At 71.3% G+C, this 26587-nt stretch carries 21 protein-coding genes; 6 read left to right on the forward strand and 15 right to left on the reverse strand.

What is annotated here, in order from left to right:
* Positions 1-4 precede the first annotated feature (4 nt).
* From AMK10_RS37360 to eccD, 6 genes are all read right to left on the reverse strand, one after another.
* Positions 5-3265 (reverse strand): AAWKG family protein, encoded by a 3261-nt coding sequence (locus AMK10_RS37360; protein ID WP_073750435.1) that lies wholly within the window; start codon positions 3263-3265, stop codon positions 5-7.
* A gap of 2 nt (positions 3266-3267) precedes the next feature.
* Positions 3268-3720 (reverse strand): type VII secretion system-associated protein, encoded by a 453-nt coding sequence (locus tag AMK10_RS26300; RefSeq protein WP_073750437.1) that lies wholly within the window; start codon positions 3718-3720, stop codon positions 3268-3270.
* A gap of 92 nt (positions 3721-3812) precedes the next feature.
* Complete coding sequence (locus AMK10_RS26305) at positions 3813-4133, reverse strand: WXG100 family type VII secretion target (protein ID WP_073750438.1); 321 nt, start codon at positions 4131-4133, stop codon at positions 3813-3815.
* 60 nt (positions 4134-4193) lie between these two features.
* The gene (locus tag AMK10_RS26310; protein ID WP_198959793.1) at positions 4194-4529 is read right to left on the reverse strand and encodes a hypothetical protein; all 336 of its coding nucleotides are present in this window, start codon (positions 4527-4529) and stop codon (positions 4194-4196) included.
* Between the two features lie 173 nt (positions 4530-4702).
* Positions 4703-6142 carry a type VII secretion protein EccB gene (eccB, locus tag AMK10_RS26315; RefSeq protein WP_073750439.1) on the reverse strand — a complete coding sequence of 480 codons (1440 nt, stop codon included), beginning with the start codon at positions 6140-6142 and terminating at the stop codon, positions 4703-4705.
* A 15-nt stretch (positions 6143-6157) separates the two neighbouring features.
* Positions 6158-7558, reverse strand: coding sequence for a type VII secretion integral membrane protein EccD (gene eccD / locus AMK10_RS26320; protein WP_073750440.1), 1401 nt, complete (start codon positions 7556-7558; stop codon positions 6158-6160).
* Between the two features lie 280 nt (positions 7559-7838).
* On the opposite strand from eccD, the gene eccCa reads away from it, so the two are divergent.
* Positions 7839-11801, forward strand: a complete 3963-nt coding sequence (gene eccCa / locus AMK10_RS26325; protein WP_079180879.1) for a type VII secretion protein EccCa — start codon at positions 7839-7841, stop codon at positions 11799-11801.
* Between the two features lie 34 nt (positions 11802-11835).
* Here eccCa and AMK10_RS26330 read toward each other — a convergent pair whose 3' ends face one another.
* Complete coding sequence (locus AMK10_RS26330) at positions 11836-13041, reverse strand: S8 family serine peptidase (protein WP_073751023.1); 1206 nt, start codon at positions 13039-13041, stop codon at positions 11836-11838.
* 187 nt (positions 13042-13228) lie between these two features.
* On the opposite strand from AMK10_RS26330, the gene AMK10_RS26335 reads away from it, so the two are divergent.
* Positions 13229-16582 (forward strand): right-handed parallel beta-helix repeat-containing protein, encoded by a 3354-nt coding sequence (locus tag AMK10_RS26335; protein WP_073750441.1) that lies wholly within the window; start codon positions 13229-13231, stop codon positions 16580-16582.
* Here AMK10_RS26335 and AMK10_RS38545 read toward each other — a convergent pair.
* Positions 16545-17381, reverse strand: a complete 837-nt coding sequence (locus tag AMK10_RS38545) for a LysM peptidoglycan-binding domain-containing protein (protein ID WP_073750442.1) — start codon at positions 17379-17381, stop codon at positions 16545-16547. The two genes, AMK10_RS26335 and AMK10_RS38545, sit on opposite strands and share 38 nt — an antisense overlap.
* Positions 17382-17506: 125 nt before the next feature.
* On the opposite strand from AMK10_RS38545, the gene AMK10_RS26345 reads away from it, so the two are divergent.
* On the forward strand, positions 17507-17872 hold the full coding sequence (locus AMK10_RS26345) for a PH domain-containing protein (RefSeq protein ID WP_073750443.1): 366 nt from the start codon (positions 17507-17509) through the stop codon (positions 17870-17872).
* On the opposite strand, the gene AMK10_RS26350 is transcribed toward AMK10_RS26345, so the two are convergent.
* Together AMK10_RS26350 and AMK10_RS26355 are read right to left on the reverse strand one after the other, a co-directional pair.
* Positions 17850-18599 (reverse strand): peptidoglycan recognition protein family protein, encoded by a 750-nt coding sequence (locus AMK10_RS26350; RefSeq protein WP_073750444.1) that lies wholly within the window; start codon positions 18597-18599, stop codon positions 17850-17852. The two genes, AMK10_RS26345 and AMK10_RS26350, sit on opposite strands and share 23 nt — an antisense overlap.
* A 102-nt stretch (positions 18600-18701) precedes the next feature.
* Positions 18702-19346 carry a ScbR family autoregulator-binding transcription factor gene (locus tag AMK10_RS26355; protein WP_073750445.1) on the reverse strand — a complete coding sequence of 215 codons (645 nt, stop codon included), beginning with the start codon at positions 19344-19346 and terminating at the stop codon, positions 18702-18704.
* 90 nt (positions 19347-19436) lie between these two features.
* Here AMK10_RS26355 and AMK10_RS38550 point away from each other — a divergent pair, with 90 nt between their 5' ends.
* On the forward strand, positions 19437-20360 hold the full coding sequence (locus AMK10_RS38550) for a ScbA/BarX family gamma-butyrolactone biosynthesis protein (RefSeq protein ID WP_079180880.1): 924 nt from the start codon (positions 19437-19439) through the stop codon (positions 20358-20360).
* Positions 20361-20396: 36 nt separating this feature from the next.
* Here AMK10_RS38550 and AMK10_RS26365 read toward each other — a convergent pair whose 3' ends face one another.
* Positions 20397-21161, reverse strand: coding sequence for an SDR family NAD(P)-dependent oxidoreductase (locus AMK10_RS26365; RefSeq protein ID WP_073751026.1), 765 nt, complete (start codon positions 21159-21161; stop codon positions 20397-20399).
* 209 nt (positions 21162-21370) lie between these two features.
* On the opposite strand from AMK10_RS26365, the gene AMK10_RS26370 reads away from it, so the two are divergent.
* Together AMK10_RS26370 and AMK10_RS26375 are read left to right on the forward strand one after the other, a co-directional pair.
* Positions 21371-22279 carry a quinone oxidoreductase family protein gene (locus tag AMK10_RS26370; protein WP_073750446.1) on the forward strand — a complete coding sequence of 303 codons (909 nt, stop codon included), beginning with the start codon at positions 21371-21373 and terminating at the stop codon, positions 22277-22279.
* Between the two features lie 39 nt (positions 22280-22318).
* Complete coding sequence (locus AMK10_RS26375; protein ID WP_073750447.1) at positions 22319-23389, forward strand: acyltransferase family protein; 1071 nt, start codon at positions 22319-22321, stop codon at positions 23387-23389.
* Between the two features lie 76 nt (positions 23390-23465).
* On the opposite strand, the gene AMK10_RS26380 is transcribed toward AMK10_RS26375, so the two are convergent.
* The 4 genes from AMK10_RS26380 to AMK10_RS26395 all read right to left on the reverse strand — a co-directional run bounded on the left by AMK10_RS26380 (position 23466) and on the right by AMK10_RS26395 (position 26558).
* On the reverse strand, positions 23466-23774 hold the full coding sequence (locus AMK10_RS26380) for an SCO5918 family protein (RefSeq protein ID WP_073750448.1): 309 nt from the start codon (positions 23772-23774) through the stop codon (positions 23466-23468).
* Positions 23775-23835: 61 nt separating this feature from the next.
* Positions 23836-25404 carry a DEAD/DEAH box helicase gene (locus AMK10_RS26385; RefSeq protein WP_073750449.1) on the reverse strand — a complete coding sequence of 523 codons (1569 nt, stop codon included), beginning with the start codon at positions 25402-25404 and terminating at the stop codon, positions 23836-23838.
* Positions 25405-25704: 300 nt separating this feature from the next.
* Complete coding sequence (locus tag AMK10_RS26390; protein WP_014155340.1) at positions 25705-25908, reverse strand: cold-shock protein; 204 nt, start codon at positions 25906-25908, stop codon at positions 25705-25707.
* A gap of 305 nt (positions 25909-26213) precedes the next feature.
* A complete protein-coding gene (locus AMK10_RS26395) occupies positions 26214-26558 on the reverse strand; it encodes a MerR family transcriptional regulator (protein ID WP_073750450.1) in 345 nt (114 codons plus the stop codon).
* Positions 26559-26587 lie beyond the last annotated feature (29 nt).

Raw genomic sequence — 26587 nt, forward strand, 5'->3', positions numbered from 1 at the left:
GGGTTCATCGGCCGATCACGGCGGGCGCGCCTCCCTCGTCCGTGCCCCAGACGTCTTCCTCCTCCTGGATCCAGGCGTCCCGCGCGCGGTCTCCGCTCTCCGTCTGCGGCCGGGCCGGGGCGCCGCCACCGGCGGGCGGCACGAAGGGCACGCCGCTGGAGGTCGTGGCGTTCCTGGGCAGCGCGATGGGGGCCTCGTCGGGCGCTCTCCCGGACGCCGTCGTGCCCGTACCGCTTCTGGGCCTGCGGTTGCTGACGACCTGACCGCCGTCGATCACACTGCGGATGCGCTCGTTCGTGCCCTGGCCCTGCCCGCCGCCCTGGCCACCCATGGGCATCCCGCCCATCGGCATGCCCCCCATGGGCATGCCCGTCGCCTGGCCGCTCCCGCCGCTGTCGCTGAGCGACGAGCCGGGGAGCGACCCGGTGTTCAGGGGCGTGCCGATCATCGGCGTGGAGGCGGTCGTGTCCGCCGAGGCCGCCGCCCGGTCGAAGGGCGAGGCGTACGGGAGCTCGTCGTAGAGCTCCTCCTCGTAGGAGCCGTAAGGGGAATCGGAGGAGCCGTACGCGTACGAGGCGTCCCCGGTGAGGGGGGCGCCGGGTGTGCCGTTCAGATAGCCGGAGGTCGTCGTGCCGTCCGGCAGGGTGTAGGACGTGGAGCCGGTGCCAGGGTCCAGGACCGAGGTGCTGCCGTCGGGGAACTCGGTGACGATCCGTCCCTCGGAGTCGAGGCGGGTCAGGCTCCCGTCGGGGTTCGGCAGGGTGTCGCCGGTGTTCAGGGGGCCGGTCAGGGAGGTGCCGTCGGGGCGGGTGACCGTCGCCGTGTGCGTGTCCGGGTCGATGACCGTGCTGCTGCCGTCGGGGTAGTCCGTGACGACCCGGCCGTCCGCATCCAGGTGCGTGAGTGCCCCGTCGGGGCCGGGAAGGCCGTCGCCCTGGTAGACGGGGCCGGTGATCGTCGTGGGGGACAGGGACGCCAGATCGTCGCTGCCGAGGGAACCGTTGAGCGAACCGCTGCCGACCACTCCGGGGTCGGCGCCGATCCTGCTGAGCGCCTCCTCCAGCGAACGAGCCTCCGGGGAACCACCGCCCGGCGATCCTCCGCCCAGGATCTGCTGCCGCTGCTCGTCGTAGGCCGCCTGTGCCTGCGCCTGGGCTTCCTCGCGTTCCTTCTCCTGGGCCAGCTGCCGCTGCTCCTGCTCGGCCTGCTGCTTCTCCTGCTCCTTGCGCGCCGCCTCCTGCGCGGCCTCGGCCTCCTTCTCCTTCGCCTCCTGCTTCGCCTCCTGTTCGGCCTGCTTGGCCTCCTGTTCCTTCTCCTTGGCCTCCTGCTTCGCCTCCTGTTCGGCCTGCTTGGCCTCCTGCTTCGCTTCCTGCTCCGCCTGCTTGGCCTCCTGCTCGGCCTCCTTGGCGGCCTGCTTCGCCTCGGCCTCGGCCTGCTGCTCCTCCTGCGCCTTCCTGGCCCGCTCCTGTTCGGCCTTCGCCTGGTTGATCTGGAGCATCTGCATCTGCTCCTGGCGGGCCTGCGCCTCCTCCTGCTTCTTCTCCTGCTCGGCCTGCTTGGCGTCCTGCTCGGCCTGGAGCTTCTCCTGCTGGGCCTTCGCCTCCGTCTCCTTGGCCTCCTGCTTCGCCTCGGCCTCGGCCTGCTTGGCCTCCTGCTCCTTCTCCTTCGCCTCCTGCTTCGCCTCCTGTTCCTTCTCCTTGGCCTCCTGCTTCGCCTCCTGTTCGGCCTGCTTCGCCTCGGCCTCCCTGTCCCGCCGCGCCTGCTCCTCCGCGGCGGCCTTCTCCTTGGCCTCCTGCTCGGCCTTGGCGGCCTTCTCCTTCGCCTCCTGCTCGGCCTTGGCCGCCTTCTCCTTGGCCTCCTGCTCAGCCTTGGCCGCGGCGGCAGCGGCAGCGGCGGCCGCCGCCTGGTCCTTCTGCCACTGGATGAACTCCTCCTGCTGGCGCTTGGCCTCGGCCGCGGCGGCCTCCGCCTCGGCCTTCTCCTTGGCCGCCTGGTCGTCGGCGTACAGGGAGGAGAGGTCGTCGCTTCCCCTCGTCCGGATGGAGCCGAGGTCGAAGTTCTTGGTGCTCCAGCTGCTGTGCACCTTCTCGATGGCGTCGTCGGCGGGCTTCACCAGATTCTCGATCACCGACGCCTGCCAGTTCTCGATGGCCCTTTCCCCGACCTTCTTCCACGTCGAGAGTTCCTTCAGCGGCCCGAATCCATCGGCCTTTCCGAGCCGGGTCGCGTCCTGATCGAAGGTGCCGGTCGTGTGATACGTCGTGTAGTACGAGGGATACATGCCCCCCGTGCTGTTCACCTTGTAGGTGATCTGCCTGATGTTCCGGTGCCACACATGGTCGGCGATCTCCTTGAGCAGATCGTGGAGCCATCGCAGCGGGTTCCCCATATAGAGTTCCCAGTCCATCCACCGGCGGTGCAGCTCGACCACCGCATTGCGGAAGTCCGTCTTCGCCTGGCGTATCTCGCCGCCCTGGAGAGACCCCGTCGTGCCGGCCGGCCGCATGTCCTTCGCATAACCGGAGTACTGCTTCTCCAGCGTGTGCACGAGATTCCAGAAGACGCCCGCCGCCTGCCCGCGCCAGGCCTCGTTCTGCTCCGTCCCGAGCCTGCTCTCCCACTCCTTCACGGCCGCGGCGCGGTCCACGAAGAACTGCGCGGCCCGGTCGAAGGAGGCCGCCGCGGTGTCGAAGGAGGACAGCGTGACGGCCTGGTCGTTCGGGACGTCCAGGCCGTTCCACGCGAAGCCGTGCGTCCCCTGGTCCTTGTACAGCAGCGCTTCCAGCGCCCTGCCGGTGCCGTAGCTGTACTGGGTGAGGTCCTGGGTGCTCCAGGTCGCCTTGTCCCCCGACAGGCCGAGGTGGTTGTCGTACTGGCTCTTGAACTCGCCGCCCTCCACCACGCCCCCGACCGGAGGGCCGTCGTTGCTCTTGTTGCCGAGGAGTGTGAAGCGGGCCTTGTACATCGAGACCTGGTCGCCCGTGGAGGCGTCGTCCTCACCGGTCGCGTAGAAGGGGATGACGAAGTCCGTGTTCTCGATGCGCCAGCCGGAGTTCTCCGTCATCCAGTCGAGGTCCTCGACATCGACGTACGTCACGGAGTTCTGCCGGCTGATCTCCACCTTCATCTGCGGAATTCCCTCATTGCCGACCAGGCTGGTGAAGAGGGTGTCGCGCAGGGGCGCCTTGTATCCGGTGAAGAGCCAGACGGCCTGATGCCAGGAGTCGTTGGCCGAGGTCAGCGGCTTCACATTCTCGTCGGCCATGATCAGTCGTCCTCGCCGTCGCCTCCGCCGAGCACGTCGTCGACGTCGGAGAAGATGTCGAGGAGTTTCTGTCCGTCGATCTTCTCCAGATTCTCCCCCTGCGTCTTGAACAGCTTCTCGATCGTCGTCTCCAGGCTGTCCTCGATGCTCGTGAAGAGGGTCTTCTGCTCGTCGAGGATCGTGGTGACGTCGGTGATCATGTCGACCACCGCCTTGTTGAGGCGCTGCCCGTTGGTGACGCCGTCCTTCGTCATTCCGCCGATCGTCAGCGGCAGCACGGCACCGGCGAGCACACCGTCCGGGTGGTCGCCCTCCGGCAGCAGACTGGAGAGCGCGGGTACGGTCGGCCCGTCGCCCTGGATCTTGCGTATCTCCTCCGAGAACCCCTGGACGTCGCGCCGGAGGAAGTTCTCCAGCCAGACCTTGTCCAGGTTCACGGGCGCGCCCTGCGCCATGCCGTTACCTCCTGGTGCCGTGGGAACAGATCGTGGGGGCGGCCGCCACGGCCGCGCCGGGGGCAGCCGCCCGTCGGGACGGGTCCGGCCGGTCAGCGGCCGACGCGGACGCCCTCCCACAGCTGGGTCAGGGACTTCTCGCTGTACTGGTAGCTGCCCGAGACGTCGGTCAGCAGCGCGGAGTGGCTGGCGAGCAGGCCCTTCATCGCGTCGACCGCCTGGTTCCAGGCCACCTGCTTCTGCGTGTACACCTGGCGGTCCTCGCCCTCCCAGGTGTTCTTGAGTTCCTGGAGTTCGGCGTCCAGGTTCACGAGAATGCTCGCTATCGCCTTGGTCTGCTGGACCATGTCGTCGGCGGCATTCTGCATGTGGGAGTAGTCGACATAGATGTAACCGTCGCTGAAATCACTCATGTCCGTCCTCGTTTCGCGGCGTTACGGGAATGCGGTGGGGGCGTCGCGGTACTGCGGAGGTCAGCCCTTCAGCGCGTCGAAGACCGACTGCGACTGGCTGTACGCCTGGTTGATGGACTCGTTGGCCGAGCCCTGGGTCATGCCCTGGGTCCGGAGCGTCTCGTTGAGCGTGTCGACCATCTCGCGGACGTTGCGCGAGATGATTTCCGCCTGGTCGTCCCACTGCTTCAGCAGGTCCTGGTACGCCTTGCCGTCCGAACCCTTCAGCCCCGAGGCCAGGTTGAACTTCATGTTCTCGACGTCCTGCCGGCTGCGCTGGATACCGGTGAACGCCTGCTCCAGCGCGGTCACACCGTTCTGTGTGGCGCGTGCTTCCGACTGCTGCATGCCCGCCATGGACAGCACCTCCTGGTGATGGCGACGGCTGAGGACGTCGCGTCGAACAAACGTAAACAAGGGGCAGTTGAGGCAGCAATGAATCGCTGGGAATTCCTCGGCCCGTCGCTCTCCATTGGCGACCGCCGCCCCGGGAATTCACTTTCCGTACGCCGCCCATTTCCGGTATCCCGTCATTTCGGCTCGCACCGGGCCGCGGTGGTGACGGCACGTCCCGTCGCCGCCGACTCGGGTGTCAGGTCCGGTCCCGTCGGCAGCATCGCGAGCAGCGGCGCGGGCAGGCCCTCGGCCTGGCCCACGGTGTAGCCGAGCGCCTCGGCCGCCTTCTCGCTGCCCACCCGGTACTTCATGCCGGTGTCGGTCACCAGGTAGACCGTGCCGCCCACCGCACCGCCGCCCGCTCCGAGTGCGTGCACCAGCGCGCCGCCGCCCGGCCGTACGGTGATCCGGCCGACCCGCACACAGGCCGGGGTCAGCCCGTCGGCGGGGGCCTGTGCGGCGGGTCCCAGCGCGCCGCGCGAGGTGAGCACCACGCTGACCCTCGTCCCCGACGCGTCGGCCTGGACCCGGGCGCAGAGCGTCTGCCCGTCCTCCAGGGGCACCGCTTCGGGTGGTGACTCCGGGAGGCCCCCGTCGTCCGCGGTGACCGGTGCCCGGTGTTCCGCGAGGGCGTCCGCCCCCAGGTCGGACGCGGTGGCCGACCGGCCGTCGTACACCTTGCTCCGGGTCTCCGGGTCACCCAGGACCAGGGCGGCGCCGGTGGCCGTGAGCGGTGCGAGGCCGTCCTCGGTGAGCAGGTGGTAGCGGCCGGCCGCGCCGGGGACGGTGATCCGGAAGACCTCGCCGACACGGGTCTCACGGCCGCCGAGCTCCGGCCCCTTCCCTCCCCGGCCCTCGACCTCGGGGGGCTCCAGACCGGGCCCGGAGGGAAGGGCGTTGAGGAACGCCGCCGAGACCCGCAGCCGGGGCGCGGAGGCGTATCCGAGCGCCTCCGCCGCCCCCGACCCGCGGTCCAGCCTGAGCTTGCTGCCGTGCCACACGAGATGGTCGGCGCCGTCGGGCCCGCGCACCAGGAGGGCCTGCCCGGCGGCGAGGCCCTGCCCTCCGCCGGCCGCCCCCACGGCCAGCGTGGTGGCCTCCGATCCTGTCGTGCTCCCCGAACAGACCTGCCACGCACCGGTCTCCAGGTCACCGGCGGCGGGCAGGACGTCGGGGGCGCCCGCGATGCCGACCGGGGTGCCGTGCGGGGTGTTCCGCAGCGAGGCACTGCCGACCTGGGCGGTCTTCATCTCCGCGCCCGCCAGCAGCCGCGCGGAGGCGTAGTTGCGCACGGGGCGCAGCCGCCCGCCCAGGTAGAGGTAGCGGGAGCCGGTGCCCTTGTCGACGACCAGCGTCCCCGCCTCCTTCCAGGAGTCCGTCGTGCCGGGCTTGAGCAGCCCGAACACGAAGGCTCCCGCCGACAGGAGCACGGCGATGACGATGCCCAGGGCGATGCCCCGGTTGGTCCGTCCCTGCGGGCTCTCCGGGGCGTCCGGATCTCCCCGGAGCATCCCGGAGGTGAGGCGCCCCATGACGAACATGTGGGCCTGGACCTGATCGCGTTTGGACTGCACGGTGCTCCCCCGGGCTCAGGCGTTGAGGGCGCGCAGGTCGCCGTAGACCCCGAGCACCCACAGGGTCAGCGGCAGCAGGCTGATCGCGGTCGCCGAGTGCAGCAGCTCCGCGGCCCGCCCCCAGTACGGCACCAGGCGCCTGCCGGGCACGGTCCAGGAGAGGATCGCGGCGAGCGCGGCGACCGCGAGCAGGGTGCCGGTGACCAGCAGCCGGTCCCCCGGCGTCGCCGACCAGGCGCCGGCCGTCGCGAGCAGGAGCGCGCCCCCGGCCGCGGGCACCACGAGCGAGAGCCGCTGCCAGACATGGCCGAGCCCTCGCGCGTGCAGCGCGAGGAGGACGATCAGGACCGACACCATGACGGTCTCGGGCAGCCCCGCATGGCGCACGAGCACCCCCAGACAAGCGGCGCAGACCAGCCCGACGGCCCCGTACAGCGACGTCATCCAGCCGTCGGCGAGGACCGTGCGGGCGGCGACGACGGCGGTGGGGTGGGGCTCGATGCCCTCTTGGAGCTGCTGGGCGTTGGTGGGCAGCGGCGGCATCCGCAGCCCGGACATCCGGAACGACAGCGACGGCACGAAGGCCCCCAGCACCACGGCGGCCAGGACGCACACCGAGGCCGACTCCGCTGCCGAGAGACCGGCGGTGATCATCAGGACGCCGCCGAGCGCGCCGAACGCCGCGACCACGGCCACGCACAGGAACAGCGCGGCGAACGCCGCCACCACCGCCAGGGCGAGCACCGCTCCGCCCGCCCCGGCCGCCGACGCGGCGAGCAGCCGGGGGCCGAGTACGGCCTCGTGGTGCGGGCCGCCGAGATCGCCGCCGGTCAGCAGCCAGCCGGCCAGGGCCAGGTAGGGCCCCACCATGAAGCCGAGCGCGGCGGCGGCCCCCGCGTCGCCCACCGCCCGGCTCGCCGACGCGGCGCCCGCGAGCAGCAGCAGCCCGGCAAGGGCGGCGCACAGCGCGCGCAGCCCGGTGTCCCGCGCGGGGAGCGCCAGCACGACCAGCCCGGTCAGCAGGGCCGCCACGGCCAGGCCGCACAGCAGCCGCCGGCCCGCCGCGGGCCCCCAGCCGTAGGGGCGGCCGTTCATGGTGGTGGATATGCCGTCCACCAGATCGTCGAGGTGGACCTCGGGCAGGGCCTCGGTGCGCGGCCTGAGGTGGACGGTCTCGCCGTCGCGCAGGTCGTAGGAGTCGAGGGTGCGCTCCTCGTCGAGCGGCGGGCCGCCCAGGCGCTGGAGGACCCAGCCACCGTGTTCGATGCCCTCCTCGGCGAGGTCGTCGCCCGCGTATCCGAGGATCGCGGGCAGCAGGTCGGCCACGGGCACGTCGGCGGGCACGGCCAGGTCGATGCTCCGGGCGGGAGCACGGACGGTCAGGCGGCACACTCCGGCCACCTGGGTGTCGGTCATGGGGGCCTCTCTCCCGGGGTGCGGTGGCCGGGCGGCGCGGGGCCCGGCGCGCCCGAACAGGCGTCGCCGCCAAGGGGGTTCGGGGGTACGCCCGACGGATCGTAAGCACGGTTCACCGGCCCGGAGGGGGCCGGGGGCCGACCCTCCGCAAGCGTTCACGGAGCCGCCCCCGAGCGTTGTCCGTCCGTTCACGGGCCCCGGCCCATGCTTTCGTCGAACCCCTGTGTGACCGCTCCGTGCGCAACGATTCCGTACAGAACGATGGAGACCCTCCTTGAGCGTGGTCCTGTTCCGACGGCCGGCCCGCCGGCGCGGCCCGGAGATGCCCGACGGCGAGCTGAGCCTTCAGGAACCGCCCACGCTGCCCGAGGTCGTGCCGGACTCCTCGGCCGTCTGGACCTACCTCCCGATGGCGCTCATGTCCGTGTCGATGATGCTGATGTTCATGCGTCCCGGCATGACCAAGGGCAGCGGCGGCTTCATCTATCTCGCACTGGGCCTGATGGTCCTGTCGACCGGGGCGATGATGGTCGGCCAGGCCATGCGCAGGAGCAGTGAGCGCAAGGAGCGGCTCAAGGGCGAGCGCCGCGACTACCTGCGCTATCTGGGCCAGACCCGGCGCAAGGTCAGGGCGGCCGTCGTCGACCAGCAGCGCGCCCTGGCCTGGCGCCACCCCGAGCCGGCCGCCCTGTGGTCGCTCGCGGGCTCGACCCGGATGTGGGAACGCCGCCCGCAGGACGAGGACTTCGGCGAGGTACGGGTGGCCGTCGGGGAGCAGAAGCTCGGTCTGCGGCTGACGCCGATGGCGACGAGCCCGGTGGAGGACCTGGAGCCGCTCGCCGCGCACGCCCTGCGCAGCTTCATCCGCGCCTACGCCACCGTCCCCGAGCAGCCCATCGCCATCTATCTGCGGGCCTGGGCGCGGGTGCTGTTCCGGGGCGACGAGGAGCACATCCGGTCCGTGGCCCGCGCGATGGTGGCCCAGCTCGTCACCTTCCACGCGCCGGACGACGTCTGGGTGGCCCTGTGCGTCTCCGACGAGCGGCGCCCGGACTGGGAGTGGGCCAAGTGGCTCCCCCACCACATGCACCCCCAGGAGAGCGACGGCGCGGGCCCCGCCCGGATGTCCGGGGCCGCGTTCAACGAGCTGGAGGACCTGCTCGGCGCGGAGTTCCTGGAGCGCCCGCCGTTCGACCCGGACGCGGCGCCCGGCCGCGAGGAGCCGTTCACCGTGATCGTCGTGGACGGCGGGACCGTCCCCTCGGGCCACCGGCTGGACGGAGCGGGACTCCGCAACACCGTCGTCCTCGACCTCTCGGGGGCGCTGACCTGGCGCCCCGGCCGGGTCACCCTGCGCTTCGACGTCACCGCGGACACCTTCGGGCTCGTCAGGACCGACCGCGACCGCAAGGAGCAGACCACGCTGCTCGGGCGCCCCGACGGCTTCGGTACCACCGGCGCCACCGCGCTGGCCAGGCGTCTCGCCCCGTACCGCATGGGCACCGGCCCGGACACGGGCGAGCCGCTCGCGACCAATGTGGAGCTCACCGCCCTGCTGGGCATCGGCGACCTCCACCGCCACGATCCGCCGGCCCTGTGGACGCGGAGCACCGGGCCCGCCCGGCTGCGGGTGCCCATCGCGGTCGGGGCCGACGGCACTCCGGTGGAGCTGGACATCAAGGAGTCCGCGCAGGGCGGTTCGGGCCCGCACGGGATGCTGATCGGGGCGACCGGCTCGGGCAAGAGCGAGCTGCTTCGGACGCTGGTGCTCGCGCTGGCGCTCACCAACTCCTCCGAGGCGCTCAACTTCGTGCTGGTCGACTTCAAGGGCGGCGCCACCTTCCTCGGACTCGACGAGCTGCCCCACACCTCGGCCGTCATCACCAACCTCGCGGGCGAGGCCGCTCTCGTCTCCCGCATGCAGGACGCCCTGCACGGCGAACTGATCCGCCGCCAGGAGCTGTTGCGCAGCGCGGGCAACTACGCGTCGGCGCTGGACTACGAGAAGGCGCGCGCCGCGGGCACCCCGCTCGCGCCGCTGCCCAGCCTCTTCGTCGTGGTCGACGAGTTCAGCGAACTCCTCTCCGCCCACCGTGACTTCATGGAGCTCTTCGTGATGATCGGCCGGCTCGGGCGCAGCCTCGGCGTGCATCTGCTGCTGGCCTCGCAGCGCCTCGACGAGGGACGGATGCACCAGCTGGAGAGCCATCTCTCGTACCGCATCGGGCTGCGGACCTTCTCCGCGATGGAGAGCCGCGGCGTCCTCGGCGTGCCCGACGCCTACCAGCTGCCCCCGCAGCCGGGCAGCGGCTACCTCAAGTCGGGGGTCGAGGCGCTGACCCGCTTCCGCGCCGCCTACGTGTCGGGGCCCTACCGGCAGCGCGCCGGCGGCGCGAACCAGGCCAGGGTCGCCAGCCAGACCGTGCCCTGGACGACCGCCTACGTGGTGCCCCGGCATCTGCCCGCCGTGCCCGATCCGGAACCCGGGACGGACGAGACGGGCGAGACCCTGCTGTCCGTCGCCGTGGACCGGCTGCTGGGCGCGGGACCGCCCGCGCACCAGGTCTGGCTGCCGCCGCTCGGCCTGCCCCCGACGCTGGACCAGATCCTGCCGCCCCTCACACCGGACGGCGCGCTGGGTCTCACGACGGCGGGCTGGGAGGGGCGCGGCACGCTGCGGGTGCCCATCGGCATCATCGACCGGCCCTTCGACCAGCTCCGCGACCTGCTCCAGATCGACCTGGCCGGTTCCGGCGGGCACGTGGCCGTCGCCGGCGGCCCGCAGAGCGGCAAGAGCACCATGGTCCGCACGATCCTGGCGTCACTGGCCCTCACCCACACCCCGGAGGAGGTGCAGTTCTACTGCCTGGACTTCGGCGGGGGCACCCTGGCGTCACTGTCGGGGCTGCCGCACACGAGCGGCGTCGCGGCCCGCCTCGACACCGAACGCGTCGGCCGGACGATCGCCGAGGTCAACACCCTGATGGCGGCCCGCGAGCGCTTCTTCCTGGAGCACGGCATCGACTCCATGGCGACGTTCCGGCGCCGTCGCGCCGCCGGTGAGTTCCCCGGTGAGCGGCACGGTGACGTCTTCCTGGTCATCGACGGCTGGTCGACCGTGCGGCAGGACTACGACCACCACATCAGCACCTTCAACGCCATCGCGGCACGCGGGCTGAACTACGGCATCCACCTGATCGTCACCACCGCCCGCTGGGTGGAGCTCTCCTCGGCCGTGCGCGACCAGGCGGCCACCCATCTGGAGCTGCGGATGGGCGATCCGATGGACTCCGGTATCGACATGCGCAAGGCCGCCACGGTGCCGCGCACCCCGGGGCGCGGCCTGACCCGCGAGGGCAAGCTGCACTATCTGACCGCGCTGCCCCGGATCGACGGGGTGGAGGGCTCCGACGACCTCACCGAGGGGGTGTCGGGTCTCGTCGCCGCCCTCCAGGAGTCCTGGCAGGGCCCCTCCGCGCCTCCGGTACGGATGCTGCCGACCGCCCTCCCGTCATCGGAACTCCCCGCTGCGGAAGGGGACTTCCGCATGGCGCTCGGCCTGGAGCAGGAGGAGCTCTCCACCGTCTGGCACGACTTCAGCGAGAGCCCGCACATGATCGTGGTCGGCGACAGCGAGAGCGGCAAGACGAATCTGCTGCGCCTGACCGCCCAGGCCGTCATGGACCGCTACACCCCGGCCGAGGCCAGGATCATGGTGGTGGACTACCGCCGCGAGCTGGTCGAAGCCGTCCCCGACGCCTACCGGCTCGGCCACGCCGTCTCCATCGACGCGCTCAAGGACCTCGTGGACGGTGCGGCGCGCGCGGTGAGGACCCGGGTACCGGGCCCGGAGATCGCGCCCGCCCGGATGCGGCTCTGCGACTGGTGGACGGGTCCTCGGCTGTTCGTGCTGGTCGACGACTACGACATGCTCGGCACGGGCCCGATGAACGCGCCCTTCGACCCGCTCCTGGACCAGCTGGCGCTCGGCTGGGAGGTCGGGCTGCACCTGGTGGTCGCGCGCTCGGCGGCCGGAGCCGGGCGAGGGCTCAGCGACCATCTGATGCGCCGGCTCCAGGAGGTCAACACCCCTGGCCTGCTGCTGTCGTGCCCGCCGTCGGAGGGCTACGTCTTCGGCAACGTCAAGGGCCGCAACCTCCCGCCGGGCCGGGCCACCCGCATCGCGCGCCGGAAGACGGTACAGATGCAGACGGCCTTGCTGGACCGGCCGGACGGGGCGTAGGACACGAGGCCCGGGGCGGGCCCTCGTAGCGCTTCTAAGCGCCCCCCGCCGGACGCCACCCCCGTGCCCGCCCCCGGGGCAGGACCGCCGCCGCGCCCGCCAGCAGCAGAACGACGCCTCCGCAGATCCCGGCGACGAGCAGCGCGCGGTCCCGGGGCCCCTCGGGCTCCGGCGCGGGCATCCTCGCGCGGGCGGCCTCCGGTGCCGCGCCGGGGGCCCCGGCCAGCACCGCCGTCATCGCCGCGTACGGGTCGAGCCTGGGCGGCGACGCCGGATACGCGGCCCCGGTGAGCTGCCGGGCCGCCTGTGCCGCCGTCATCCCGGGGTGCTGGGCCCGTACGAGCGCCGCCGCTCCCGCCACCTGGGCGGCGGCCAGCGAGGCGCCCGAGCCGAGGTAGTGCCCGGCCCCCTCCGGGCCGTTGCCGACCACCGCGTCACCGGGCGCCGCGAGGTCGGCTCCGCGCACACCGGGGGCGTTCGCGGGCCGGCCGCCGTCCGGGCCGAAGTCGGTCACCGCGACGACCCCCGGGGCCGACGCCGGCCAGTACCAGGGCGCCGCCGGGGCGAAGCCGCCCGGTTCGTCGCGGTCCTCCGCCAGCGCGTCCGGCGCCACGGGCGCGACGACCAGGGCGTCGCGGGCGGCGGCGTACGCGACGGCCTCCGTCAGCTCCTTCTTCCCGGTGGCGAGCGCCTGCCCGACGTAGACGACCTCCGCGCCCTCGTCGGCGGCGGCCCGGATGCCCGCCGCCACCCGGCCCGGCGTGGGCGCACCCCGCTCGTCGGTACCGCGTACGGCCAGGATCGCCGCCCGGGGCGCGACGCCCGCGGGCCCCACCCCGTCGATCCGCGCACCGGCGATGAGCCCGGCGGCGAAGCTGCCGTGCCCCACACAGTCCTCGCCCGCTCCGCCCAGCGCGCGCACCCGCCCGGCGAGCGCCGGAACATCCGCGCCCACCCCGGTGTCCACGACGGCGACGGTCACCCCGTCGCCCTCCTCCAGGGTCCACGCCCGCGCGAGCCCCAGCGCCCCCGCCGACCAGGGCTCCGCCTCGGCCTTCCGGCCGGAGGCGGCGACGCACGGCTCTCCCGGCGCGATACTCCCCCGTACGACGGGAAGTTGGACCGAGTCCGCCGCAACAGCGGTCGTGGGGGCGATCGTTGTCAGTGCGGCGGTGAGCGCGGCAAGGACCGCCGCCGCTCCCGGTCCTGCGGATGCACGGGGGCAGCTGGCTCGTCGCATGGCGTACACGCTAGGCACCCCAGATGACGCGTGAGCGACGCGTACGGCACACGGCCGCCACCGCGAACACCTGGGCGGACACCCGCCGTTCCCCCAGGCTTCACCCAGCGCACACCAGGGCCCTCCCGCCCCGTCCCCCGGCGTCGGGAAGGATCGGACGCGGCGGCGAAACGAGGAGGATCAGGGCGTGTCACGGCAGTTGCTCACGGTGTCACCGGACCGGCCGAACGCGTTCCGGACGATCGGTGAGGCCCTGGCCGCCGCGCGCACCGGAGCGGTGATCCAGATCGCGCCCGGCCGCTACGCCGAGAACCTGACGGTACGCAACAGGGTCACGCTCGTCGCCGACGGGGACCGGGGCAGCGTGGAGATATGCCCCCGCCGGGGCAGCGCCCTCGTCCTGCTCGCCGACGCGGTGATGCTCACCGATCTCACCCTGCGCGGCGGAGCCGACGACCTCCCCGTCGCCGACGCCCCACGCGGCCAGCTCTCCATGGACGGCTGCACGGTCCTGGGGTCGGGGTGGACGGCAGTCCTGGCGAGGGAGACCGGGGCGCTCGCCCTGCGGAGCTGCCGGATCACCAACCCGGCGGGCGCGGGCGTCGTGGACATGTCCCCCACGGGCAGCGTCCTGGCCGACTGCGTCGTGGAGAACCTCGGCACCTCGGGCGTCGTCCTCAGCGAGGAGGCCCGTACGACGGTGCGCGGCTGCCGCATCCGCGACAGCCGGGGAAACGGCGTCCTGGCCAACGGTTCGGCGCAGGGCGTCGTCGAGCACTGCGACATCTCCGGCGCGCAGAAACCGGCCCTGGCCCTGGAAGGCAGCAGCTCCACCCGTGTCCGGAACACCACCGTGCACGACACCGCCATCGGCGTCTACCTCACCAGCGACGCCCGCCCGTCCCTCGACGAGGTGACCGTCCTGGACACCACGGGCCTCGGCATCGCCCTCGCCTCCGGCGCGGACCCCGAACTGCGCCACTGCCGCACCCTGCGCACGGCGGGCGGCGGGCTCGCGGTCACCGAGCGCTCCCGGGGCACCTTCGAGGGCTGCGACTTCGACGCATCGGCCGCTCCCGCCGTCCTCGTACGGGGATCGAGCACGCCGATGCTCACCGCCACCACGGTCCGCGACTGCGCCGCGGGCAAGGACACCCCGGCAGCCGTCGTCCTGGAGGACGACTCCGTGGCGGAGTTCGACGGCCTGGACGTCATGGACCCGGCGGGCACGGGCATCCTGATCCGCTCAGGCGCCCAGCCCCTGCTGCGCCGCGCCAGGGTCACCACGCCCGGCGGCCACGGCATCGAGGTCGTGGACGACGGCCGGGGGCGGCTGGAGTCCTGCGAGGTCCAGGGCTCCGGCGGCGTGGGCATCCGGATCGCCGACGGCGGCCACCCGGAGATCGGCGACACCACCGTGGGCGAGAGCGGAGACGCCGGCATCCTCGTCGGCGCCCAGGGCATCGCCACCGCGCGGGACGGCGACGTACGGGCATCCGCCGCGTTCGGCGCCCTGGTCGAGAAGGGCGGCGAACTCATCGCCCGACGTGTCCACTTCGGCGGCTCCGGCGCCCACGGCGTCCTGCTGGCGGCAGGGGCAAGGGCCTCACTCGACGACTGCCGGATCGACACGAGCCTGGGGGACGGCATCCGCGTCGACACCTCCGAACCGGTCGCCGTCACCGACTGCGCCGTACGGGACAACCGGGGCGCCGGCCTGCGACAGACCGCGGCGGGCGACCGGCTCACCGTCGAGCACCTGATCAGCGCGGACAACGCGCAGCCCGACTCCTGGGGCGACACGGCGGCGGCCCCGACGGGCGACGGCTCCGCACCCGGCCGCAGAACCGCGCCACCACCGCCCGCGGGCCCCCTGGAGGAGCTGGAGTCGCTGATCGGCCTCGCCGACGTGAAACACCAGGTCCGCACCCTCGTCCACCTCAACCAGCTCGCTCAGCGCCGCGCCCGTCTCGGCATGCCCGCTCCGCCCATGAGCCGCCACCTGGTCTTCTCGGGCCCGCCCGGCACCGGAAAGACCACGGTCGCCCGGCTCTACGGCGGCATCCTGACCGATCTCGGCGTGCTGCGCTCGGGCCATCTCGTGGAGGTCTCCCGGGCCGATCTGGTCGCACAGATCATCGGGGGCACCGCCATCAAGACGACGGAGGCGTTCAACGAGGCCCTCGGTGGCGTCCTGTTCATCGACGAGGCGTACACCCTGCTCTCCGACGGCAAGGGCTCCGGTGCCGACTTCGGCAAGGAAGCCGTGGACACCCTGCTCAAGCTCATGGAGGACCACCGCGACGACGTCGTGGTCATCGCCGCCGGCTACACCGGCGAGATGGACTCCTTCCTCACGTCCAACCCCGGCCTGGCCTCCCGCTTCACCCGTACCGTCGAATTCGCCAACTACTCGGTCGAGGAACTCGTCACGATCACCGAGTCCATGTGCGAGACCCACCGCTACGAGCTGGACCCGCGCACGCTCGATGCCCTCGCCGCGCACTACATGTCCATGACCCGTGACGCCTCCTTCGGCAACGGCCGGGCCGCCCGGCGCGTGTTCGAGGAGATGGTCGACCGTCAGGCCTTCCGGCTGAGCAGCATGGCCGAACCCGCCGAGAGCGACCTCTCGATGCTCCTGCCCGAGGACGTCGCTCCGCCCGCAGAACCCGCCGACGGTGCGTCCGACTCCGCCGAACTCCTCTCCCGCCTCGACGCGATGGTCGGTCTGGCCGCCGTCAAACGCGAGGTCAACGACCTGGTGTCCCTCCTGGAGTCCTCCCGCCGCCGCAAGGCCGCCGGACTTCCGACACCCAAGGTCAGCCATCATCTGATCTTCTCCGGTCCTCCCGGTACGGGTAAGACGACCGTCGCCCGCCTCTACGCCGGACTCCTGCACGCGCTGGGGGTACTGCCCCGGGGACAGCTCGTCGAGGTGGCCCGCGCGGACCTCGTGGGCCGGTACGTCGGCCACACCGCGCAGCTCACCAAGGAAGTCTTCGAGAGCGCCCTGGGTGGTGTGCTGTTCATCGACGAGGCCTACACCCTCACTCCCGAGGGGGCGACCTCCGACTTCGGCAGGGAAGCCGTGGAGACACTGCTCAAGCTGATGGAGGACCACCGTGACGACGTCGTCGTCATCGCGGCCGGCTACACCCACGAGATGCGGCGCTTCCTGGACTCCAACCCGGGACTCGCCTCACGCTTCTCGCGTGCGGTGGAATTCGAGAACTACACCACCGACGAACTGGTCGGCATCATGGCCCGGCATGCCTCGGACTCCGGTTACGACTGTCCGGACGACACGCTCAAGGCTCTTCACAGCTATGTGGACGCGCTTCCGCGTGATGCGTCCTTCGGCAACGCGCGTACCTCTCGACAGATCCTCGACGTCATGACCACGCTCCAGGCCCGCAGGCTCTCCGTACTGGACTCTCCCGGACTCGACGCGCTGCGCCGACTGCTTCCCGAGGACGTCCCGGCGCTGCCGGGCGGATGGGTCAGGCGTTCAGACGGAGTCGCTGACCGGGGAAGATGAGGTGGGGTCCACGGTCCAGGACCTCGTTGTTCATCTCGTACAGCGCCTGCCAGCCACCGGGCACGTCGGCCCGCTCCGCGATCACCGAGAGGGTGTCACCGGACTCGACGACATAGGTCTCCTCGTCGGCCAGGTCCTCGGAGTAGTGCGTCGCTCCGCCGCCGTTGCCCGACGAGCCGGTCGACTGCTGCTGGGGCGCGGCCTGCGTGGTGGTGTCCCGGCCGGAACCGCTGGAACCGCCGTAGCTGCTCGATCCGCCGTAGCTGCTCGATCCGCCGGAGCTGTTCGAGCCGCCGGAGCTGTTCGAGCCGTTCGAGCTGCCGGAGCCGTTCGACGAGGAACCGGACGAGGAGCTGGACGAGCCGTTCGCACCGAGGCGTCCACAGGTCGGCCAGGCGGACAGCCCCTGCGAGCGGGCGACGCGTTCACCGACCGCGATCTGCTCGGACCGGGTGGCGAGGTCGGCGCGCGGTGCGTACTGCCCGCCGCCGTAGGCCCGCCAGGTGGAGGGAGCGAACTGCAGTCCGCCGTGGTAGCCGTTGCCGGTGTTGATGTTCCAGCGGCCGTTGCTCTCGCACTCGGCGATGCGGTCCCAGTCCGTACCGGCGACGACGGTCGGCGCGGTGACGGTCGGCGCGGTCGCGGCCCGGGCGGGAACGGCGTGGGCGACGGTCTGCGCGGGGGCCTTGGCCTCGGCGGCCTCGGCGCTGCGGCCGGAGAGGCCGAGCACGCTCAGGAGGACGAGCAGAAGGGCGAGCGCCGATTCGACGGGCCGCTTGGCGAGGGGTGATGCCGGCATGACGGTATTTCCTCCGCTGTGCTCCAGAAGGTGTGCAAGGGCACGAACAGATAAGCCGCCGATATGGTTTTTATTCTGCTGTGACGCGTACGACGTTCGTACATTCACTCCGGTGGAGGACTTCCATGGCACTGTTCGGCAACGCACACACCGTCGATCCGGCATCGGCCCAGCGTGACTACGCACGGCTGCTCGGGCAGGGCGAGCAGGTGCAGGCCGCCTATCTGCTGATACGCGACACGATCCTGTTCACCGACCGCAGGCTCGTCCTCGTCGACAAGCAGGGGATCACGGGCAAGAAGGTGGAGTACCACTCGATCCCGTACCGCAGCATCACGCACTTCTCGGTGGAGACGGCCGGGACGTTCGACCTGGACGCCGAGCTCAGGATCTGGCTGTCGGGCTCGGCCACCCCGATCCAGAAGACGTTCACCAAGGGCGTCGACATCTACGAGGTGCAGGCCGTCCTCACCCAGTACGTCGCGCGCTAGCCTTCGCCCGCATCCGGGCCATCTCGGCGCGGATCACAGGTAGTTGGGCGTACAGCGCTTCACCCGGGCAGTACGTCTGAAACGTGTCGCGGTGGCCCGCGACGGCGTGGAGGTAGACCTCTTCGCCGCGCTTGTAGAGACTCTCGTCGTTCGTGGAGACCATCCGCACGAAGCCCTCCGGGTCGATGTCCCGGCCGAGCTTCCACGCGCCGACCTTCGCGATCCCCTCGATGAGCGCCTTCGGCACCGGAACCCCGGGGTCGAAGGTGCCGAGGGCCGCGATCCCGACGCTGTGCGCGTTGAAGCCGGTCGCGTGGGCACCGCGCACCGAGCGTCCGACGCCTCCGGCCCTGCCCTCGTAGATGGTCCCGCAGCGGTCGACGACGAAGTTGTAGCCGATGTCGTCCCAGCCCTCGCCCCGGACGTGGGCCTCCTCCATCGCCCTGAGCATCCTGGGGGCGTCGGCGCAGTCGTAGCCGTTGGTGTGCCCGGTGTGGTGGACGAAGACGGCCTTCACCGTCCCGGTGTACACCGCGTCCTCCTTGACCAGGCTCTCGTCCGCGTGCCAGGCCGCCCGGCTGACGATGACCGGTTTCGGCGCCGCGGGCGGGGCCGCCGGCTTCGCGGTGGCGGGTGGGGGCGCGGCGAGCCGGACCGGCGCGTCCCGGAGAACCAGGAACGCCAGCGGCACGACCATGGCACCCACGGCTGTTCGGCGAAGCCACATAGGCCCACCATGCGCGCTGACCTGCCGCTTCGCAGGTACGCGAGCCCGATCGGGTGAACGCGGGGAGTGCGACCGCGGCAGTGCCGGGCGCCGGCCGCACGGTCAGGAGACGGCGACCGCCCGGTGCTGCTCGATGATGCGTGCCGCGCGGTGCGGGGAGGTGTCGAGCCGGGCCAGCACACCCGGGACCGCGTTGTTGGGGAGGATGAGCTCGAAGAGGGCGGAGATCTCGGCGACCAGGTCGGGCGGCTCGGCCATGGACTCGGTGACCAGCTGGACGCCGGTCCAGGCCCCGACGAAGAGCCTGGAGGTGGTCTCCGGATCGACGTGCGGAAGGAGCTCGCCGCGCTCCTTGGCCTCGGTGAGTATGTCGGTGCCGAGAGCGATCCAGTCCGGCCAGCGGGTACCGAAGAGCCCGCGCGCCCGAGGGTCGACCGAGAGCCGGATCGAGGCGCTGAGCAGGGGTTCTCTGGGAAGCCGGTAGGCCAGCAGGAGCGCTATGTCCACCCATTCCTGGAGCTTGAAGGTCTGCGGAGTGACCCCGTCCGAGGTCACCGCCTCCTGGAGAACCCCGCGGGCCAGCTCCTCCTTCGACGTGAAGTGGAAGTAGAGGGCGCCCCGCGTGAGACCGGCCCGGTCGAGGATCGCGGCGATGGTGGCGGCGTCGTAACCGTGCTCGTCGAAGACCTCGGCCGCGGCCTCCAGGAAGATTCTGCGCGTGCGGATCGCCCGTTGCTGTCGTGCCAACTCGCGCTCTCCTTGAACGTGGCCTGACGCTTCTTCAAAAAGTACCGGTGAACCGGTATCATATCAGCGCCGGAATGACCATTTTGCGCCATGTTCGGGAGGACCGTGCCCGAGATACCCGTTGTTTCGTGTCCTCCGCATTTCAGGGAGAGACGGAACAGCGTTCCGAAGGAATTCGTCCATCTCGGACGTCCGGAATCGGTTTTCCTCACCGGGTGGCGACATCGCGAGGACGGCGAGTTCTCGCTGTCCGCAATCTGGCCCGCGCCCGCCCCGGGACTGCCCTACGACCCCCGGGTGCTCACCCAGACCATGCGGCAGAGCGGGCTGATCATCGCGCACGCGGCGTACGGCGTTCCCCTCACTCATCAAACCCTTCTGAATTACTTCGACTTCACGGTCGCCCCCGGATTCGTGGTGTCCTCCGCAGGACCTTCCCCGCTCACGGTCCACGTATCCGTCACGGAGCCCAAACAAGGCGGACGGAGGGTCAGTTCGCTCGGCATGGACGTCCGTGTATACCAGGGCGACAGCATGGTGGCCCGCGCCGATTCCGAGTTCGGCTGGATAACGCCGGTTGCGTACAGCCGTGTTCGCGGTGCGCATCTGGACTTCGAGTGGAACAGCTGGCCGCTGCCCGCACCGGTGGACCCGCGCACCGTACGCCGCCCCACCGGCACGGATGTGGTGCTCGCGCCCGGAGCGCGGCCCCGGCACTGGCAGTTGCGCAACGACGTGGCCAACGTCCTGCTGTACGACCACCCGGTCGACCATGTCCCCGGACTCGTGCTGATGGAGGCCGCCCACCAGGCCGCGAACGCCACTCTGTATCCCGCGGTCCTCGACGCGACGAGCGTGACCAGCGCGTTCGAGATGTACACCGAGCTCGACCGGCCCTGCTGGATCGAGGCGGAGGTCCTGCCGGCCGTCCCCGGGGAGGCCTCCGTCCTGGTCACCGCGACCCAGGACGGAGAAACGGTCTTCCGGGGACGGCTCAGCGGTCCCTGCGCCTGACGCCCCCTGGGGTACGGCAGGCTCACCGGCCCCGGCTCACTGGTTGATGAAGCCGCCGTCCACCGGGAGGACCGTGCCCGTGAGGAACGGGCTCCGGTCGCTCAGCAACCAGGCGGCCGCGTTGGCGATCTCCTCCGGTTCGGCCGTACGCCCCTGCGGGGTACGACTGTTGACCATCTCCTCCAGGCCCGGGTTGCGCCCGAACCAGTCGGCCGTGATCTCGCTGCGCGTGGTGCCCGGCGCCACCGCGTTGACCCTGATGCCCTGTTGGGCGTACTCGTCCGCCGCCGCCCTGGTGAGGCCCACGACGGCGTGCTTGGCCGCTATGTAGGGCGCGGCGGCGGGTATGGCCACCAGCCCGCCCACACTGCTGTTGTTCACGACCGCGCCGCCCGAGGGGTTGGTCAGCATGGCCGCGATCTCGTGCCGGAGGCAGTTCCAGACGCCGCGCACATTCGTGTCCATGACGGCGTCGTACACGTCATCGCCCATCAGGTGCAGGGGAGTTCGGTCTCCGCCCAGCCCCGCGTTGTTGAAGGCCCCGTCCAGGCGCCCATAGGTCTCGACCGCGAAGGCGACGGCCCGGGCGGCGTCCTCGGCCACCGTGACATCGCAGACGACATATGAGGCTTGCGCTCCCTTCTGCTGCAATTCGTCCACCAGGGAGGCGAGTCTCTCCTCCCTGCGCGCCGCGAGGACCACGGTCGCGCCTTCCTGGGTGAACACGCGCGCCGCGGACGCGCCGATACCGCTGCTCGCCCCGGTGATCAGGACGACTTTTCCGTTCAGAAGATCGCTCATGGCCGCAGTCTGGCAGTCGGCCCCGGCCACGGCCACGGCCTCACGGGCACCTTCGCCGGCCGCTGCCCCGTCACGTACCCCGCGAATGCGACACACGACGCTACTCATAACAAACCGCTTGTACTGTTTTTATCCGACTTCACGGACGATGCCGACACCTGATTCCGGGACGTCGGCTGCGCCCGGAGAGCCGCGCGGTACCGTGCCGCATGCTCGCTATCCAGTTCGACCACTTCGGTGGTCCCGAAGTCCTCCGCCCCGTTGAACTGGCCGCTCCCGAAGCGGGCCCCGGAGAGGTGCTCCTCACCGTGGAGGCCGCCGGGGTGAACTTCGCGGACACCCATCAGGTGGACGGCTCCTACCTCGCGGCCGACGCCCTGCCGTACGTCCCCGGCAGCGAGGTCGTGGGCCGCACCCCCGACGGCAGGCGGGTGCTGGCCCGGGTCTCGCACGGCTACGCGGAGCAGGTGACCGCCAAGGAGTCCGCCCTCCTGGACATCCCCGAGGAGTTCGACGCCGCCCAGGCGCTGGCGCTGATGATGCAGGGGCTGACCGCCTGGCACCTGCTGCGGTCCGCCGCCCGGCTGCGCACCGGCGAGACGGTCGTCGTCCACTCCGCGGCGGGCGGTGTGGGCAGCCTGGCCGTCCAGCTGGCCAGGGAGTTCGGCGCGGGCCGGGTGCTCGCCCAGGTCTCCACCCCCGCGAAGGAACGGCTCGTCCTGGAGCTCGGGGCCGACGCGGTGGTCAGCTATCCCCTCGCGGAGAAGGCGGACATCGTCCTGGACGCGGTCGGCGGGGAGCTCTTCGACCAGGCGCTGGGTTCGCTCGCCTCCTTCGGCCGGCTCGTGAGCTACGGCAACTCCGCCCGCACGGGCTTCACCCCGGTCGACCCGGCCGCCCTGAACCGTCTCAACGCCTCCGTCACCGGATTCTGGCTGCGCCCCGCCCTCGCGGCTCCCGGCGCCGTCAGCGGGCCCCTCAAGGAGCTCTTCGCCCTGGTCGCGGACGGCCGTCTGAAGCCGGTGACCGGCGCCGCCTATCCGCTCGCCGAGGCCGCGCGGGCCCATGAGGACCTGCTGGCCCGCCGCACGACCGGCAAGGTGATCCTGACCACCTGAGCGGGTCCCGGTCCCGGCGGATCTTTGTAGGGTGACCGGATGCCCTCGCTGACCTCACGCTCCCCGGGACCGGCCACCGACGGGGCCGGGACCCCTGCCCCGTCCCGGCCCGGCCGTGACCCGTACTTCGACAACGCGAAGTACCTGGCCATCGTGCTCGTGGCGATGGGCCACGCCTGGGAACCACTGCCCGGCAGCGGGCGCCTGATCGAGACGGTCTACACCTTCGTCTACACCTTCCACATGCCGGTCTTCATCCTGATCGCCGGCTACTTCTCGCGCGGCTTCGAGCTGCGGCCCGACCGGGTGTGGAAGCTCTTCACCAGCCTGGTCGTGCCCTACGCCGTCTTCGAGACCGCCTACACCCTCTTCGAGCGCCTCACCGGAGCCCCGGACTTCCCGCTGAGCCCGCTCAGCCCGTACTGGCTGCTGTGGTTCCTGCCGGCGCTGTTCCTCTGGCGCCTCACGACCCCGTTCTGGCAGACGGTCCGGTGGCCCGTGGCGGTGTCCCTGGTCGTGGCGGCCATGGGGGCGGTGACCAGCAACATCGGCGGCGACCTCCAGCTACAGCGCGTCCTGCAGTTCCTGCCGTTCTACGTCCTGGGCCTCCAGCTGCGGCCCGAGCACTTCGCCTTCGTGCGCCGTCGTGCCGTGCGCATCGCGTCCGTACCCCTCTGCCTGGTCGCCCTGGCCGCCGCCTACTGGGCGGTGCCGCGCACGACGACCTCGTGGTTCTTCCGCCGGTACGGCGCCGAGCAGCTCGGATCGCCCGCCTGGACCGGCGCCCCCGTGACCCTGCTCCTGTTCGTCTGCGCGGTCGTCCTCAGCGCCTGCTTCCTCGCCTGGGTGCCGGGCCGCAGGCTGTGGATGACGGCCCTCGGCGCGGGCACGATGTACGGCTATCTGCTGCACGGCTTCGTCATCAAGGGCGCGGTCAAGCTGGACCTCTTCCAGGCGGACGTCCTGTCGACCCCGCTGGGCACGGTCCTCGCCACCGTCACCGCCGCGGCCGTGGTCACGGCCCTGTGCAGCCCGCCCGTCCGGCGGGTGTTCCGCTACGTCGTGGAGCCCCGGCTCGACTGGGCCAGGAAGCCGAGGACGGCCTCCTGACGGGCCTCGTCCGGACGCACCGCACCCCCGGGGCCGTCGGCCTCGGGGGTGCGGTGTCCGGCGGGGAGAGCGCTGCTCAGACCTCGCCGGGCGTTCCGAGCAGGGCGGACGCGTTCTCCAGCGGGCTGAGGGTCACCGCGGGCGCGGGCACCTCCGCCGGGCGGCAGGTGAAGCCGAGACGCGTCAGCGCCCTGGTCACCTCTGCGGCGCTGAAGTCACGGCGGTCCTGCCGGGTGATGATCTCGCCGACCTGCTTGACGGGGTAGACGCGGCGGCTGATGACCACCGCGTCACCGGTGACGGGCTCGGGCTTGACGCCCTTCATCGAGTCCTCGACCTCGTTCTTGAACAGGTCGAAGGGGAAACGGGCGATGACACAGCGCATGGTGCCTCAACAGGGTCGAAGAGAGAGCCGGAAGGGTTCGGCCGGAGAACCGGCCGGATGACTACGCGGCCTTGTTGGCCCGGCGCTGCGCCGCAGCGGCACGCGCCTGCGGTGTCGCCGTGTTGGCGTTGGAACGGCGGCCCTGGCCGGGACGCGCGCCGCGCCTGCCGCGGGGGCCCGAACCGCCGCTCTTGCGCTCCGTCACCGGCGCGCTGATGGTGACGGGCACGCCCGAGGGCGCCTGGGCCCCGGTGATGCGGCTGAGCTCGGCCTCGCCGGAGCGGACCTGGGCGACCTGCGGGGTGATGCCCGCGTCGGCCATCAGCCGGGTCATCTCACGACGCTGGTTGGGCAGCACCAGCGTGACGACACTGCCGGACTCCCCGGCGCGTGCCGTACGCCCGCCGCGGTGCAGGTAGTCCTTGTGGTCGCTGGGCGGGTCGACGTTGACGACGAGGTCGAGGTTGTCGACGTGGATGCCGCGCGCCGCGACGTTCGTGGCGACCAGGACCGTCACATGACCGGTCTTGAAGCGGTCCAGGGTGCGGGTGCGCTGCGGCTGCGACTTGCCGCCGTGCAGCGCGGCCGCCCGTACACCGCTGTTCAGCAGGTGGTCGGTGAGCTTGTCCACGGCGTGCTTGGTGTCCAGGAACATGATCACCCGGCCGTCGCGGGCCGCGATCTCGGTGGTCGTGGCGTACTTGTCGGCGCCCTGGACGTAGAGCACGTGGTGCTCCATCGTCGTCACCGCACCGGCCGCGGGGTCCACGGAGTGGACGACCGGGTCGTGCAGGTAGCGGCGGACCAGCAGGTCCACGTTCTTGTCCAGGGTCGCCGAGAACAGCATCCGCTGGCCTTCGGGGTTCACCAGGTCCAGCAGCTTGGTGACCTGGGGCATGAAGCCCATGTCGGCCATCTGGTCGGCCTCGTCGAGGACCGTGATGGCGACCCGGTCGAGCTTGCAGTCGCCGCGCTCGATGAGGTCCGTGAGACGGCCCGGGGTGGCGACCACGACTTCGGCGCCGCCGCGCAGCGCGCTGGCCTGGCGGCCGATCGACATGCCGCCCACGACCGTCGCCATCCGCAGCTTGAGGGACCGGGCGTACGGGGTGAGGGCGTCGGTGACCTGCTGGGCCAGTTCCCGGGTGGGGACGAGGACCAGGGCCAGCGGACGGCGCGCGTCGGCGCGGTTGCCCGCGGTGCGGGCGAGGAGGGCCAGACCGAAGGCGAGCGTCTTGCCCGATCCGGTACGGCCGCGGCCCAGGACGTCCCGTCCGGCCAGCGAGTTCGGCAGGGTGGCCGCCTGGATGGGGAACGGCTGCGTCACACCCTCGGCGCCCAGCGCCGCCAGGAGCGGCGCGGGCATGTCCAGCTCCGCGAAGGACTCGGCGGCGGGGAGGGCCGGGGTGATGGTCACCGGCAGGGCGAACTCACCCGAGACGGCGGAGGAGCGTCGGCCGTAGCCGCCACCGGAGCGCTTCGGTCCGCCGGAGCGGCCCTGCCCGCCGGAGGCCCCGGGCCGGCCGGAGCCCGCCGAGCGGAAACCGTTGGCGGTGCGGCTGCCGTTGGATCCGCCGGAGCGCGTCCGGGAAAATCGGTCGTTCGTGCGAGATGTGCGGTCGCGGTTCAAGGAGAACCCTTCCCTCGAATGGCACGTGTCGAGGGATTCTTTCCGGGCGGCTGCAGCCATGTACGGCGCCAAGAATCGCAAGAACGAGCCGGTGGAATAACGAAAACGAAGCCCGTCCGCCGGATGAACCGGCCGGATTCGGCACTCCATATGACTGCATTCGACGACCGCCCCGACGGCCGCGCACTCCCCGGAATTACTTCACAGGAGCGGCGGCCGTGGTCACGGCCGGGAAAAACACAACGAGCTGGGACCCGCACCCCAAGGTGCGGGCCCCAGCTGCGCCGTACGCCTGAGTGATCAGGCCGGGGTGATGTTCTCCGCCTGCGGGCCCTTCTGGCCCTGCGTGACGTCGAAGTTCACCTTCTGGCCTTCCTGCAGCTCGCGGAAGCCCTGGGCGGCGATGTTCGAGTAGTGGGCGAAGACGTCAGCGCCGCCGCCCTCCTGCTCGATGAAGCCGAAACCCTTTTCCGAGTTGAACCACTTCACGGTGCCAGTAGCCATGTCATATCTCCTTCGGGGCGTTGCCCGTGGACGCACACTGTGCGCGTCCTACGTCGCCGCAAATGATTGCCCCGTCCGGAAGAGACCGGAAATACAAAAGTGCGCCCACCCGAGTGAAAAAGGCGAGAGCACTTGAAGTTTTGGGAACCACAACTGCAACTGAGATCAACAGTAGCACGATTCGGTCACAAGTGAGCTGTACGCCATATCACTCACCCGGCGTTCCGCCGCGCAGGGTATAAACTCTCACCGCTCATTACGCGTATTTCTGTGCCGACGGAAACAGATATGCACCCGCGCACCGGTCAGGAATCGACGCCGCTCCGGCCGGCGGCGGGCCGCCGCAGTTCCTCGTTGAGCCGCAGGGCCTCCTCGAGCTGGTCCTCCAGGATCACGATGCGGCAGGCGGCCTCGATCGGAGTGCCCCCGTCCACCAGCTCGCGGGCGCGTGCGGCGATGCGCAGCTGGTAGCGCGAGTAACGGCGGTGGCCGCCCTCGGAGCGCAGGGGGGTGATCAGGCGGGCTTCACCGATGGCCCGTAGGAATCCCGGCGTGGCACCGATCATCTCCGCGGCTCGCCCCATCGTGTAAGCGGGGTAGTCGTCGTCATCGAGACGGTCCGTGGCATGCGACGGAGATTCCGGGGGCATCTGCACCTCTTCTGCTGTGCACCGGACCA

This window comes from Streptomyces sp. CB02058 (assembly GCF_001905505.1).
Lineage (GTDB): Bacteria > Actinomycetota > Actinomycetes > Streptomycetales > Streptomycetaceae > Streptomyces.